Raw genomic sequence first — 14,407 nt, forward strand, 5'->3', positions numbered from 1 at the left:
AAAACTGTACAATCTCAATTGTGAACCATTAAAGCTTCTCTTAAATCAAGAATTTGCTCAAATTGAAATTGAGGTGCTAATTTAGTCAGGCTTTTGATTAAAAATAGTTCTGTTTCAGGAATTTCCTGAATTACTTTCATCATTTTTTCTGTGTTTGCTTCAAACACAGCTTTAGATAAGCTTATCATCCATTAATGGGGCCTTAACTAGGTCGGTGCTGTAAAACGCAACTATGTAAACGATCGTCAAGTATCAAAATGCCAAGAAAGCAGCACTAGGAGACCCTGTTTACATACAGTTGCATAGTTCAGTTTAATCCCGCCGACCTACTTAATAAATCCTCAACATCTAAAAAACTGGTTTACTAAATGCTGCTACTGTCATCTATCAACTTGCTGCTGTATATCCCAATTGATTGCCAACTCCCCAAAAACCTGCAGAAGAATTCAGCACCTGAACCTGCTTTTTGATGCCCAACAAACGCGCTGCCAACAATTATGTAATAGTTTGTATCTGAATCCGTGGTATTATTCCCATTGAACAGCGAATCTCCTGTCATCAAAATTCTGATAGTAGCTTCAGGCTTGGCTGAATCGATTTGTTCAGACCGTTGAGAAAACAGATTGTACTGAAGTCTATTTCCAAAGCGATATACAAGTTGATTTGGTGCAAATATCTAGTCAGCATCAGCTTGCAACAAAGCAAGATTTCCGAATCCCAGCAAGCGCAACGCAGTTTCTATCGCACTCAAAGAGGCGATCGCACAACTGGGAATCCCATACTTAGCTTTCAAAAATTTACCTGTAATTTGTAAACTGCAAAGCCACCGGATAATCTTCTTGCTTCAAGCGTTGAATCACCAACTGCAAATCATCCTTATCCTTAGCAGACACCCGCACTGCATCTCCTTGAATTGAACCTTGAATCTTCTTAAATTCATCGCGAATCAATTTAGTAATCTGTTTCGCTATTTCCTGACTAATTCCTTTTTTTAGTTTAATTTCTTGACGCACGCGACTGCCACTAGCAGGTTCAACTTTGCCGTAATCAAAAATTTTCAAAGATAAATTGCGCTTGGCGGCTTTAGTTTGCAAAACAGTGTGAATTGCGTCGAGAGTAAATTCGCTGTCCGTATTGACAGTAATTGATTCTGCACCCAATTCCACGGTAGTTTTGGTATCTTTCAAGTCGTAGCGGCTTTGAATTTCCCGCACAGTTTGGTCAACAGCGTTAACTAATTCTTGCCGATCGAACTCGCTGACAATATCAAAAGAATAACTAGCAGCCATAAATTAGTAATTGGTAATGGGTAATGGGTAATTGGTAGTTGGTAATGGGTAATTGATAGTTGATAGTTGGTAATTAGTCATTAATTAAGCGTCTCTTAACTAATGACTAATGACTAATGACCACTGACTAATAACAATTAACCATTAACAGCCATTAAACTGAAATAGAATAAAGTAGCTGTGCAAGAAGAACTAATCGCAAACATGAGCGATCGCCCCAGCGGCACATTCAGAATATAGAAAACCGAAAACAACAACCGGGCGATCGTAAAAGCGATCGCAGCCCAACCCGCCGGTTCCGAATCTACCCCCGTCACAAAAGCCATCAAAGCCGCCGCTGAAAACAGCATAAACGTCTCAAACGAATTTTGGTGAGCCCAAGTTGCCCGCTGAGCGTAAGCCGGCAACTTATCAAACATAGCGCGGGGGGCTGCTTGGTCGTAGCCTAGCTGCAAGCGGGCGAACGCAACCACCAAAAACGGTGCGTAAACCAGCGCAGCAGCAGCAGCTATACAATCAAGCAGAATAACCGACACAGGTAATCCCAACAGCATCATCCGCCTCGCAGTTCAATCAAAATAGAACAGAGTAACTACCTTGCGCTGTTCCTCCGCATCCTGGCAAGTTTTCAGCAAAGTGTGGCTTTCGTGAAAAGCAAAACATATCAGTTGCTGGCAGCGAGAAATAATCTCCTGATTGCACATGGCGCTTGCTTCCGGGAGAGACAAGCTATCATTTTTGGGATTTTCTACCAAATGTATCACTTGTTCGAGTTGGTCGCGAGACTCCCGAGGCTGGCGACTCATACTTTGTGGCAAAATCACTGTCAGCAGATTAGGATCTGCTCGCATTGCCCCCCGAATTGCGGCTGAATTGGTGCCTGTAGCGCCAGAAGTGATGAGCTGATTGCCTCCCAGAACTATGGCGTAGCTCAGCATCTCAATTAGCTGCTGGTGGGTAATAGGAACGTGGCGAGAACCCAAAAGAGCAATCCGCTTGGAGCTGGTTTGCTGGATCGCCGCAAGTTCTTGTAAAAAATCATCTACTCTGGGTAGCTCAATTGATTGACTCAAAGAATTTATTAAATTAAATAAAACTACGTTGTGGATTTTAGCAGACTCACTAGCCATTGCCGCCAAAAAGAAGTTAAGAATTGCTGATTTACGGGTTCAGACTAGAGGATCTGGAGATTTGAGGAAGCCCGAAGGCAGAATGTCTGAAGACATTCGGCAGCCGGAGCTCAAGGTAGAATTCAAGAAAAATTGAGAATTTAAGAATTTTGGCTTTTTATTTATTTAAACAAAAAGTTCTCTGCCGAATACCTTCTTCCCTCAGCTCCGGCTCTGTTATTAATGGACTCGATCGCTCAGGCCCAAGGATGCCATCATGCCATCAAGGTCAAAATGTTCTGCCATTAGCTGAGTAACGCATTCCACCTTGATCGGTTCGTGCAGGCGCACGCTGCCAAAGGTGCTGTCGATAATTTCTACCGTGGTTAAGGTATCCAAATCAACAGACAAAACCGGAATTTCCATTTCTTCTGCCCTGCCAATCACTAGGGGAGAAGGAGGCAAGTGGCCTGTCAAAATTAAGCACTGAGTCGAGCTCTCCAGAGCCGCTAGCTGAATGTCGGTGCGATCGCCCCCCGTCACAACCGCCATATTTCTCGCTTTGCGGAAATACTTCAGAGCTGAACTAACATTCATTGCACCAATTGTCAAGGTTTCCACCATCAAATCCAAACGGTCTCGACGGCACAGCACATCAGCTTTCAATTGGTGCACCAATTCTTTGACGCTGACACTCCGCAGCAAAGCACTTCTCGGCAGCATTCCCAAAACTGGAATACCCGCAGCCTCCAGAAAAGGCCGCACAGTCGCCGTTACCGATTCGAGTTTGTCCGAGGGAACGTCATTAAGTACCACTCCCAGCAACCGCGAACCCAAACGCTGTTTAGCCGACAGCAAATCGTCTATATAAAGATCGATCGGGCGTGCTACCAACAGTACAGAGGCATCAACTGCCTCAGCGACTTGAGCCAAAGACAAGTCAAACAGACTGCCTTCCTCCAAATTAGCTGGGCCTTCTAACAGCACCAAGTCTCCGCTGGGAGCTTGCAAATATTGCGCTAAAGACTGGCGGTAATCTGTCTTGTCTTCTCTCCGCAAACGCTTGTGAACCGTCTCTTCATCCAAATACAGCAGTGTTGACGGCATCTGACTTTCTGAGAGCTTCAGCGTCTCTACCGCGAACCGTACATCTTCGTCCTCGATCCCAGCTCCCTCGGAGCTGAAACAGGTTCCCAGAGGTTTGCCGTAGGCGATGGCCAGTCCTTTTTCCCGGAGTCCGAGTGCCATCCCCAAGGCTATGGCAGACTTGCCGCTGTAAGCTTTTGTGGAACCGATCAGCAAATATTTAGTCAATTTGGGTACGCCTTCAATCCTCAATTTGCACCTGTCTATTTCAATAAATTTAGTTTTTTCTACAGTATTTGTGAACTGCGACTCAATTTGGCAATACTATTATACTCGATTTTGTCGCTTTTGGGCAGCTTGTTTTCTTACGGAAAATTATTATTCACATATTCGCCGCCTTTTTCTGCCCATTCTTTTTACTTGATTTTGGGAAAGGAGTTTTTTAATTGTTTGTTTTACCAGCCGTTTTTAATAAGTATTTATCAAGCCTAATTTATGTAAAAACAGGTTTAACTGTAAGGTTTTTATGCCTTATTATTGCCCGTATCAGACCACAAAAAATATATAAAATAAAAACAACAAGGTAAAAATGGATGATAGATCTTACTTAACACCCTATTTATAAGGTTTAGAAAATTTTTTAGTTGCTAAATAGAAAAGTGTATAGGAAGAAATCACGGTGCTTGCCTAATCAGTTTTGCATATAATTAAAAATGGATAAATATTATTAGTTATTAATTATTAGTGCGCTCGCCCCCGTTCAAACTGATATCTGGCAATGCGAGCAATAAGCTTGTTATGCTCGGACTTCTAGCATCTAAACACATAAATTGTCGGGCGGTGTCTGCTGGCATTTCGGCAGCCCAAAGGCTGATTGCCATACTATCCCACTCGCAGTTCAAGGGCTGTAGATTGATTTTCCTTGGGGGGATCTACAGCCCTTTCCTCTCAGCTACCGAGTCGAAAAATTTGAACGAAATCGGACGGCGCGATTCGCCTCGCGGCGATAGCTTCGCTCGCGCGTACTCGCACAGCACCAATATCCGAAATAGGCTTTTGCGCTTGTCCCACAACAAATACAGCAGTTTTCAATTGGATGAAATACAGGTATGGACTCAGGCAAAGCCTGAGTCCATACGCGAAATTTGTATCACGCTCAACAGAAAACTTCAGTAGATTTACTTTAGGAATGGGGATAAGTGCTGACCCCCAAAGGGATTATTGAGAATGATCAAACAACTCACTTACTATTTCCGCTTCTCAAATAGGGCTGGCGCACCAATCATGTAATGTTGCCGTCGTGGCTTTACACTATTGGTGCGTCAGTTATAGCGCCCGTCAATCGATTTTAGATTTTAGATTTTAGATTTTAGATTGAAGACAGCAATCCCACTGATAAATCCGGGGGCTGGCGATCGGGATTCGGAGCTTTTTTTTCGATCCACAAATCAATCCGGGGACCCCGGATTAATTTGCTTGATTGTCAATTGCGGACTTTCGGGAGTGCGGCTGCGGTGAAAGTTATTCATCCATTCGCATCAGCTTGCGGTAAAACGTTTTAGAAAAATCGACAGTACGAGTTCGCTGAAAAGTCAGGAGTACCTCAATTAAGCAACTAACAAACTCAGAGCTTTGCATAGTCACTTCGTAGCTAAGTTCAGCATTGCCGTCAAACAACACCCGACAGCGGGTTAAGTCGATCGGCAGCGACGAGATATTCCAACTAGCGACAAACGGCACGCTCTCCCCACCGTCAATTTTTCTTGCCCCCTCCAAGCTTTTGAGCTTGTAGAGACCAATAGCGTGCGGTAAAAACTTGCGCCTGGGCTCTTGACAGAAAGGCGCGTAGACTTTCACTTCTTTGTCATCGGCTGGCTTGAGTTGAGGAATAGACATATTTCCACCTCAGACAATTATTACTAACAGATAGTTTAGATCCCCAGAAAAAACTAACAGATATTCCTGGTCGATCGCAAGCAAAAGTCAACCAAAATACTCGATGCAGTACCCGTTTACCAGGGTAGTACAAGCACCGAACCCGCTGGTTGTCCTCCCGTCCGCTTTCGACAAAAGTCCAGAAACTGATACAGTAGATGCTTATATCTAAAATCAAAAACTATTGGTGGTTGAATCAAGTAACCTATGCAGGAGAGTTCTTGGCCAGAAAACGACGCTCGCAGCGAGCTTAACTTGGACATCTCTGATTTAGCTCAAGAAGAGCTCAAGAGTTTGACCTCGCACTCGAAGCTCAGCAAAGTATTTGCTATACCAGACATTGGCGACAGGGTGTTTGACGCGGAAACAAAAGCAGAGCTCCCGGTTGCGGTGTCTGTGCCGGGAACTCCCTCTTTTCCTCAAAATCTGTACCGGGGACGCCGCAGAAAAGCCGCCGCAGTGCTGACGGCGGTTTGGGCCGGCACGATCGCCCTGCACTTGATTTCTTGGGGTGCGTGGGTAGTGTGGGGGTTGACGGGACTGCTGTGGATGCAAGCATTTCGAGTTTTGTTTGCTTCGCCCAAGCCCGCACTGCCGCCTCTGGCCGATGAAAGCCGAGAGGATTGGCCTTACGTGTCGCTGCTGGTGGCCGCGAAAAATGAGGAAGCGGTGATTGCCCGATTCGTAGAATCCATCTGCAATGTAGATTATCCGATCGACCGCTACGAAGTTTGGGCGATCGACGATCACAGCAGCGACGCCACGCCGCTTGTATTGGAACAGCTAACCAAAAAGTACCCCCAGCTCAAAGTATTTCGCAGAGGAGCAAATGCCAGCGGCGGGAAGTCGGGAGCACTCAATCAAGTGTTGCCGCTGACTCGCGGGGAATTTGTGGGAATATTTGACGCCGACGCGACGGTAACGCCGGATTTGCTGCGCCGGGTGCTGCCAGTGTTCCATGGAGAAAAGGTAGGGGCTGTGCAAGTCAGAAAAGCCATCGCCAATGCTTCGGTAAATTTTTGGACTCGTGGCCAAGAAGCTGAAATGGCTCTCGACAGTTTTTTCCAGCAGCAGCGGATTGCGATCGGCGGCATTGGAGAATTGCGCGGTAACGGCCAATTCATGCGTCGCACCGCCTTGGAAAGCTGCGGAGGCTGGAACGAAGAGACGATTACCGACGACCTGGATTTGACTCTGAGGCTGCACCTAGACCGATGGGACATTGAATTTCTCGCTTTCCCAGCCGTATCAGAAGAAGGAGTCACTAACCCTCGCGCTCTGTGGCACCAGCGCAATCGCTGGGCCGAAGGTGGCTATCAGCGTTATCTTGACTACTGGCGGCTAATTTTGCGGAACCGCATGGGAACTGGGAAAACTTGGGATTTATTTGGATTTTGGGTATCTCAATATTTCTTACCCACAGTAGCGCTACCCGACTTTGTGATGTCAATTGCGCTGCGCCGGATGCCGATCGCCAGTCCCATAACTTTTATGACCCTTACATTGTCGGTGGTGGGAATGTTTGTCGGTTTGCGCCGCACTCGCAAAGAGGCCAAATTTGACGTTAAAAGAGTTTTTGTCACCTTCCTGCAAACGCTGCGGGGTACTGTGTATATGTTCCACTGGCTGCTGGTAGGGACTGTGACGGCTCGGATTGCGGTACGGCCCAAGCGGCTCAAATGGGTCAAAACCGTCCATCAAGGCGCTGTTAATAGCATCAAGTAAACAATTCGCAAAAATATCTCGGCACAGTATCGCCGAACGTCCGAAGATTTTGGGAGACAAAAAAACACCAACGCTCGCCAAATATCTCCCCGCCAGAGCCGACAGTAAAATTTGGCAATTCCGAGAAAAAAACACTTTGAAACAGCTTAGGTAATAGGTAATCGGCGAGCGGTAATAGCGAATAAGTAATCGGTCATACCAAGTCGAAAAATAAAAGATAAAAGCGATAATTTTTAACTTTTAACTTGACAAAAAACCAATTACTATCTATTAATTATGAATTGCCAATTAGGACGAATTGCTTGTTGCCAACTACCCGTAACCCGTAATTGATAATGGATTTGTTAGAGTACCAAGCTAAATCTTTATTTCGCCAGATGGCAATTCCGATTTTGCCGTCGCAGCAGATTGACAATCCCGCCGACCTCAAAGGACTGAAAATTCCCTACCCCGTTGTACTCAAATCGCAAGTGCGGGCTGGGGGACGGGGCAGGGCGGGCGGTATCAAGTTTGTGGAAAATACGATCGATGCAGTAGCAGCCGCTCAAACAATTTTTAATTTGCCGATCGAGGATGAATATCCCCAAGTTCTACTGGCAGAAGCAAAGTACAACGCTGACCAAGAATTGTACTTAGCGGTACTCCTAGACCCCGTAGCCCGCCGCCCGGTGCTTCTGGGTTCGAGACAAGGAGGTATGGATGTCGAACGGTCGATCGAGCAAATGCAGCAAGTTGCCGTAGATCAAGAATTTTCGCCATTCTACGCGAGGCGTCTCACGCTGAAAATGGGATTGCAGGGAGACTTGATTCAATCGGTGAGCACCATTGTCGAAAAAATGTACCGGCTGTTTGTCGAAAAAGATTTAGATTTAGTAGAAATCAATCCTCTAGGCATCAGCCCGACGGGAGAGGTAATGGCTTTAGACGGTAAAGTGACCGCCAACGACGATGCCTTGGGGCGACATCCAGATTTGGCCGCACTATCGGGGAAGAGGCAAAACAGCGGGTTGGCACGGGAAAGAAGAAGTCTCCATGCCCCTGGCGATCGCCCCCATTCCTACTCGAAGGTTCAGCAGCAGCCGGAGTTTGACCCCAAATCTAAATCCCCAATCTCCAATTCCGAATCCCTGCAATTAATCGAACTAGACGGGAATATCGCGATTTTGTGCAACGGAGTGGGCCTGACAATGGCAACTCTAGATGCTGTAACCCACCAAGGAGGAAAACCAGCTAATTTTGTGAATATTGGTTCCCTAGACCGCTACGAAGCAGCAAATGCCCTGCGCGATCGCGCGGATTTGGGTCTGGAGTTAGTCGCTCAAGATAAAAGCGTTAAGGTGATACTTGTAAATATTTTGGGCAGCGCCTCCAAGACCGAGGAAATAATCGCTGCAGTAGCCGGCTATTTGGAACGGAAAGCTCGCGCTAACCGCCACATCCAAGTGGTGCTGCGGCTGGTAGAGATCGATGCTGATGCTGTTAAAAAGCGTTTGGGACAGTTGCCGGTGCAGCTAGCTAGCACTTTGGATGAGGCCGCGGCCGCTTCTGTATCCTCCGCCAAGTAGCGGCAGTTGATCGGCAAAAAATGAGATTTCTGTACAGATGAAGGCCTTCTGCTTTTTACAGATCGAGTGTCAAGTGGGAAAAAATGAATTTAACTCCTGAAAGCAAAGTCCTAGTACAGGGCATTACAGAATCTCCCGCGTCCACCCGCGCCGCCCTGATGATGAAAGCATACGGCACGAATGTAGTCGCCGGTGTTAGTCCCGGTCGGGGGGGGCTGGAGGTGGAGGGAATTCCGATTTTTGATTTGGTAGAACAAGCAGTGGCGGCAGTGGGTCACGTTGACACTGCGGTAATTTTGGTAGACGCTTACTCGGTGCTGGATGCTGCTTTAGAAGCGATCGCCGGAGGAATTCGGCAAATCGCGATCGTTACTGGGGGAGTGCCTCCTCTGGATATGGTGCACTTAGTCAGAAAAGCAGAAGCCACCGAAACTTTGGTAATCGGGCCCAACAGTCCGGGGATTATTGTGCCCGACAAACTCCTGCTGGGAACTCACCCCAAGGAATTTTACACTCCCGGCCCGGTGGGAGTGATCAGCCGCAGCAGCACTTTGACTTACGAAGTTGCCCTAGAACTGACGGAGGCTGGGTTGGGACAGTCGATGGCAGTTTGTATTGGCTGCGACGCGATTGTCGGTTCTTCTTTTATGCAGTGGCTGCAACTTTTGGACGAAGACGACAGTACCGAAGCGATGGTTTTGGTGGGGGAAGTTGGCGGGTGGAGTGAACAAGCTGCTGCTTCTTACATCGCTTCGGCGATCGACAAACCCGTGGTTGCTTATCTGGCCGGCCGCTACGCTCCCAAGGGGCCGTCTTTGGGCCACGCCGGCATCCTGATCAGTTCTCGGGCGGCTGCCCAGAAAGCCTTTGGAGTTACGGCCCCAAACAAAATGGCTGCGTTTGAAGAGGCGGACATACCTGTGGCGGCTCGACCTTCAGAGATTCCTAAGTTGCTCAAAAAATTGCTAAAGAAAAATTGATTCCTTTGGGAGTTTCCACAAAAGTCCTAACCCTTTTGGGGGTTGGGATAGGGGTAGGGCGGGGGCGGGTTTGGTCTCAAAAGAGTGGGCAGAATGCCACAACAGCCGCTTCAACCCGCCTTTAGGACACATTTATGATTTTTTTACCAAAGCCCTCTGACCGGCGTCACAGGCTGCGGTGCGGGTGCTGGCAAAGGGGCGGCGCGGCGCGGCGCGGGAGGCGGAGTTGTTGGCTGCACGCTGCGGCGAGGTTCGATCGGACTTTCGGGGCGAGTTGTCGATCTCGTCACATCTTGAAGCAGGCTTCGCAGAGTTCCAGCTATAGTCTGAACTTTGCCAATAGCGGTGCGAAGGCTGGCAACATCTACGTAAACCTCGTTGAGAGGATACTTTTTCAGGATTTCTAGCAGCGATACCTTACCGTCGTCCCCGGATGCCAGGATCACCGCTGCCCGCAAAGCTTTCCCGCTTTCTGTGCGGCGCTGAGTCCGAATTGCTTGACCGATATCGTCAGTGATTTTTTCTCCTGGGGTGCTGTAAACCACCCTCGCCAGATTAGCAGGCTTTAAACCAATTTCTAAACCCATGAACCCCCGCAGCATTTGCGCGTCCATTTTGGAGAACCGGATAATTTGTTGGAGGGTTGGCGTCGTCGTGCCGTTTTTAGCAAAGTCTTCTAAGTCGCTGATATTGATGCCTTGTCTGATCGGGCCAAATGTGAGGACAACTTTTTCGGCCCCTAATGCTGTACTGCTGCTAGATAATATGCTCCCGCTTGCTCCTAAAACTAGGGCAATGCCGATCGATACAAATTTTGTTAATTTCATATTCACCGCTACATTAAAATTATTTTTTCTAGATTTGTACATTTTTGTACATTATAGATGCAGCAGTTATATTCTACAAGGTCGCCAGTGTAATTTGTGCCCGCGTCACACCGACAATCTCGACCGAGACTTTTTCTCGATCTTGACTTTAAAAATAAGTAACCACATCTGCCGAAATCTTTTCGCTTCTATTCCTTCTGCCTTCTACCTTCTAAATTTCCTGCCTTCTATATCAGAGTGTCTTCCGCCTTCTACATAAGTGCCTTATAAAAATTATAGGAACCGCCCTGACGGGGAGGACTTCTTAATTGCACAAACATAAGGGCTCGATTGCTTATTCTTTCTCTCTTAGGCAACTAAATCCCTCTTCCTTCTTCCCTCCTTCTTCCTTCTTCCGACGGACATCGGACTCACATCCGTTACATCCGTTACATCCGTTATAGAATCCGTTGCCGAACTTCCCTCTTCCATCAGACTGACATCCGTTACATCCGTTACATCCCGTACATTGCTCGTTGCCGAACTTCCTTCTACTATATGCTGAAAACCAAGCGCAAATCCAAGAAATCCAAACACAAGCACAGCGAAAAAACAAGAGCGCTCAGCAAAAAAGAAGTAGCTGCACAAAAACGCAAAATTTCAGAAAAGCGCAATGAATTGGTGCAGGCGATCGCCATAAGCTGCTTAGTCACCGTTGCTCTCAGCATCCCCCTGTTGTTCGTAGCCGGCCCTAAGATTGCTATTGCAGGAGGCACAGCCGCAGGCATCTTGCTGCTTTCCTACAAATATCCCCGCCAAGCTTTGTGGACTTTTCTAATTTACCTGCCTTTCAGCGGTACAATTACTTATGCAATTGGTGGCGGGAATGCTGCATTTCAAGTAGCCAAAGATGCTTTCTACATACCAGCTCTCATCGCCCTAATTCAAAGCTGTAAAAAGAAACAGTTGCCCCTGTTCATTCCCAAACAAATGCTTTCTACCTTCAGCATCCTGTTGATGATGGCAATGCTGACTTTAATTTTTGTCAACGGGGAGATGCAGCTCAACCCTATGAAGGGCGACAAGCCAATTCTGCAAGGAATTCTCGGCTTAAAAGTATTGATAGGTTACATACCGCTGATTGCTTGTACCTATTATCTGCTCCGCACTAAGAAGGATTTGGTATTTTTTAGTCGAATGCACATCGTTTTGGCGATCGTTTGCTGCCTTCTCGGTTTGATTCAGTACCTGTTGCTGCAAAGTGGAAAGTGTGCGGGAACCAGAGGAATGACCGGAGCAGAATTATACAAAGCAACCCTGGAAGCTAGATGTTTTGTCGGCGGTTCTTTGGTGTTCAGTCCCGAAGTCAAGTTTGTCCGCTTGCCGGGAACCTTTGTCGCGCCTTGGCAGTGGGCGTGGTTTTTAATTTCTAATGCTTTTTTAACCTTTGCCTCTGCCTTTTGCGACCCTTCATTCTGGTGGCGAGTTATCGGTTTATTTGGCATGGCATTAATATTTGCCAATGCAGTTATTTCCGGTCAAAGAGCTGCTTTAGTTATGGTTCCCGTTGCGACAGCAATCCTGCTAGTTCTCACCGGTCAATTAGTTAATTTCAAACGATTTATTCCCATCGGTGCAGGACTGGCGATTCTGCTGTTTGTCGGTGCAGCTATTAACCCGGGAATTATCGAGCAGCGGTGGGAGAGTTTTGTTAACCGCTGGAATGCTGCACCGCCCCAGCAGTTTCTCTTTAATCAGTTCGAGCAGAGCAATAATTTTATCATTGACAAACCTTTCGGTAGAGGTGTGGGACGAGCGACTAATTCAACGCGAATATTTGGTACCACGCAGTTAATTGAAACTTTTCAACCTAAGTTGATCTACGAACTCGGTTATCCGGGAATGATTAGTTTTCAGATCATGCTTTTACACTTAGCTTTTTTAACTTTTAGAGCTTACCGATCTGTCAAGGACAAAAGTTTGCGGAGTTACGGAGCTAGTTTTTGGGTGTTTGTTGGATTTATTACGATCAATACTCAATACTATCCGCTGGATGTAGATCCAGTGTCCGTGTATTATTGGGTTTTAGCTGGGGCGATTTTAAAGTTGCCCAAAATTGATAAACAGGTGCAGGATGAAAAACAGCAGGAAATTGATTCAAATGAATTGCCAGTTCACCAGCCATTAAAGGAGAAAAAAATTATTGCATCTTCCCCAATTTGAGAATAATTTTGAGTGTTGAGTTTGGTGAATTCTTTTTTGTCCAGTAACCCGCTTTCCTCCGGGGTAGTGCCAATATAGCCCGCTATTCTGGGTTTATCTGTGCTAAAACCCACCCCTACAGCATATTGTGGCTCTTAACTTTACTGCGGTTGCCAAACCGGATTGCTAGCATTCAAATCCTGGTCGTTTGTCAATTTAGTCAATGCCGAACCGTCCCGATTAATTACATACAAGTTGCTTTTGTCTTCTTGGAGTTCGTTAAATATAAAAGCAATTTGCTGGCTGTCAGTAGACCAAGCTAATTCTGAAATTCCCGACGGTTTTAGCCTGCTAGCTAGGTGATTTAGCTGGTTCCCGTCAGCATTGATTGTGTAGAGTTTTTGATTATTGAACTCTCCAGCGACGAAAGCAATAAATTTGCCATCCGGCGACCACGAAATTTCGTCGTAGTTTCTGGGTTTTTGGGTGAGGTTCTTGGCTGTCCCCCGGTTAATGTCGAGCAGGTAGATATCTTGCTGTTCACCTGCTGAATCGCCGGGTTTATTATAATAGTAAGCAATGCGGCTGTTGTCGGGCGACCAAAATAGTTTGACGTTGTAAACCTCATGTTGGGGGTTTTTCGTCAAATTTTTGAGGTTGGTTCCATCGGCATTAATGGTGTAAATTTGCTGTTTCGGATAAGTGCCGAACAGGAAAGCAATTTTTGTGTGATCGGGCGACCAAACAAGTTGGCTTCCACCGGATATATATTCGCCGGGACTTTTAGTTAGTTTGGTCATTCCCGAACCGTCGGCATTCATTTTGTAGATATTTTTATCCTTGACAAATGCTACCTGCTGACCGTCCGGCGAAAGGTAAAATTCTGATGAAATTTCTGTTTTAGGCGGATATCCTCCTACTTCCAAATTCCTAACTAATTTAGTTCCTTGGATGCCAGAAGTGTCGCTTGTATAAAGTGATTGACTGCCGGGAGTATCAGAGGTAAACCCGTCGCAAGAACGTGCAAAAATAAATTTATGGCTGTTGGAAAACCAAGCTATTGCAAAATTAGCTGCTTTGCAAGCATCCCCAGCAAACTGTTTAGTTAGTTGAGGACCGTCAGCATTGACTGTATAGATGTCGGTGTATCCGCTAACAAAAGCCAGTCGCTGGCCGTTGGGCGACCACACTAGGGTAGGGCTAACATCTATATTAGGTGCAAGTTCGCGGCGAGCGGAACTGGTAGCATCGACCGCAAATAAATTGGATCTGGTCTCGCTGCCGCGCATCTGGAGGGCGGTAAACGCTAGTATCCTTGGTTTTTGGGCTGCGGTTGGGGGAGGGCTGTGAAGGCTCAAAAACAAGCTGATTAAGAGTGTTAATGAAAATAGGCAGATAAGTGCGATCGGCCATAATTTATGGAAGCTGAAAACTTGCAGAATTTGCAACAAGCTTTTCAGGGGCGGCCAAAATGCCCAACCCCTACTCCCCACACTCAACTTAAACTCTTGTGGAACAAGCTTTTGTGGAACGGGCATCTTGCCTGTTCCATCTCGCAGCGGGCAATGCAAGTTAAAACGCATTTTATCGATTCCTCTGCTAATTTTTAAAGTGTTTGTCTGTCGATATGTCTCGACAGCCTCAAACTCTGTTTAATTCTGCCAATAATTAGCTCGAACATTTTTTTGCGGGACGGATTCTTGCTGCTGG

Annotated in this window: 13 protein-coding genes; 4 read left to right on the forward strand and 9 right to left on the reverse strand. The window is 46.6% G+C overall.

Annotated features, from left to right (window positions below; all coding sequences use genetic code 11):
- Positions 1-14: 14 nt before the first annotated feature.
- The 7 genes from QUA45_RS18965 to ebsA all read right to left on the reverse strand — a co-directional run bounded on the left by QUA45_RS18965 (position 15) and on the right by ebsA (position 5,380).
- Positions 15-188, reverse strand: coding sequence for a hypothetical protein (locus tag QUA45_RS18965; RefSeq protein WP_333221842.1), 174 nt, complete (start codon positions 186-188; stop codon positions 15-17).
- Positions 189-797: 609 nt separating this feature from the next.
- Positions 798-1,289, reverse strand: a complete 492-nt coding sequence (locus QUA45_RS18970) for a YajQ family cyclic di-GMP-binding protein (protein ID WP_333074574.1) — start codon at positions 1,287-1,289, stop codon at positions 798-800.
- A gap of 137 nt (positions 1,290-1,426) precedes the next feature.
- Positions 1,427-1,843: an MAPEG family protein gene (locus QUA45_RS18975; protein ID WP_333151531.1), complete on the reverse strand. Its 417-nt coding sequence runs from the start codon at positions 1,841-1,843 to the stop codon at positions 1,427-1,429.
- 15 nt (positions 1,844-1,858) lie between these two features.
- A complete protein-coding gene (locus QUA45_RS18980; RefSeq protein ID WP_039887610.1) occupies positions 1,859-2,362 on the reverse strand; it encodes a hypothetical protein in 504 nt (167 codons plus the stop codon).
- A 276-nt stretch (positions 2,363-2,638) separates the two neighbouring features.
- A complete protein-coding gene (locus QUA45_RS18985; protein WP_333067827.1) occupies positions 2,639-3,736 on the reverse strand; it encodes a phosphotransacetylase family protein in 1,098 nt (365 codons plus the stop codon).
- A gap of 482 nt (positions 3,737-4,218) precedes the next feature.
- The gene (locus QUA45_RS18990) at positions 4,219-4,365 is read right to left on the reverse strand and encodes a hypothetical protein (RefSeq protein ID WP_333094460.1); all 147 of its coding nucleotides are present in this window, start codon (positions 4,363-4,365) and stop codon (positions 4,219-4,221) included.
- 640 nt (positions 4,366-5,005) lie between these two features.
- The gene (gene ebsA / locus QUA45_RS18995) at positions 5,006-5,380 is read right to left on the reverse strand and encodes a type IV pilus biogenesis protein EbsA (protein WP_006634686.1); all 375 of its coding nucleotides are present in this window, start codon (positions 5,378-5,380) and stop codon (positions 5,006-5,008) included.
- Positions 5,381-5,626: 246 nt separating this feature from the next.
- On the opposite strand from ebsA, the gene QUA45_RS19000 reads away from it, so the two are divergent.
- From QUA45_RS19000 to QUA45_RS19010, 3 genes are all read left to right on the forward strand, one after another.
- A complete protein-coding gene (locus QUA45_RS19000; protein ID WP_333221843.1) occupies positions 5,627-7,144 on the forward strand; it encodes a glycosyltransferase family 2 protein in 1,518 nt (505 codons plus the stop codon).
- 335 nt (positions 7,145-7,479) lie between these two features.
- A complete protein-coding gene (locus QUA45_RS19005; protein ID WP_190737143.1) occupies positions 7,480-8,709 on the forward strand; it encodes a succinate--CoA ligase subunit beta in 1,230 nt (409 codons plus the stop codon).
- An 83-nt stretch (positions 8,710-8,792) separates the two neighbouring features.
- Positions 8,793-9,689, forward strand: a complete 897-nt coding sequence (locus tag QUA45_RS19010) for a succinate--CoA ligase subunit alpha (protein ID WP_190662712.1) — start codon at positions 8,793-8,795, stop codon at positions 9,687-9,689.
- Between the two features lie 143 nt (positions 9,690-9,832).
- On the opposite strand, the gene QUA45_RS19015 is transcribed toward QUA45_RS19010, so the two are convergent.
- A complete protein-coding gene (locus QUA45_RS19015) occupies positions 9,833-10,516 on the reverse strand; it encodes an alpha/beta hydrolase (RefSeq protein WP_333221844.1) in 684 nt (227 codons plus the stop codon).
- A gap of 537 nt (positions 10,517-11,053) precedes the next feature.
- On the opposite strand from QUA45_RS19015, the gene hpsL reads away from it, so the two are divergent.
- The gene (gene hpsL / locus QUA45_RS19020) at positions 11,054-12,718 is read left to right on the forward strand and encodes a hormogonium polysaccharide biosynthesis protein HpsL (RefSeq protein WP_333221845.1); all 1,665 of its coding nucleotides are present in this window, start codon (positions 11,054-11,056) and stop codon (positions 12,716-12,718) included.
- 140 nt (positions 12,719-12,858) lie between these two features.
- On the opposite strand, the gene QUA45_RS19025 is transcribed toward hpsL, so the two are convergent.
- Positions 12,859-14,280 (reverse strand): DPP IV N-terminal domain-containing protein, encoded by a 1,422-nt coding sequence (locus QUA45_RS19025; protein WP_333221846.1) that lies wholly within the window; start codon positions 14,278-14,280, stop codon positions 12,859-12,861.
- Positions 14,281-14,407: the final 127 nt, after the last annotated feature.

The sequence above is a fragment of the Microcoleus sp. Pol12A5 genome (genome assembly GCF_036701435.1).
In the GTDB taxonomy this organism is placed as follows: domain Bacteria; phylum Cyanobacteriota; class Cyanobacteriia; order Cyanobacteriales; family Microcoleaceae; genus Microcoleus.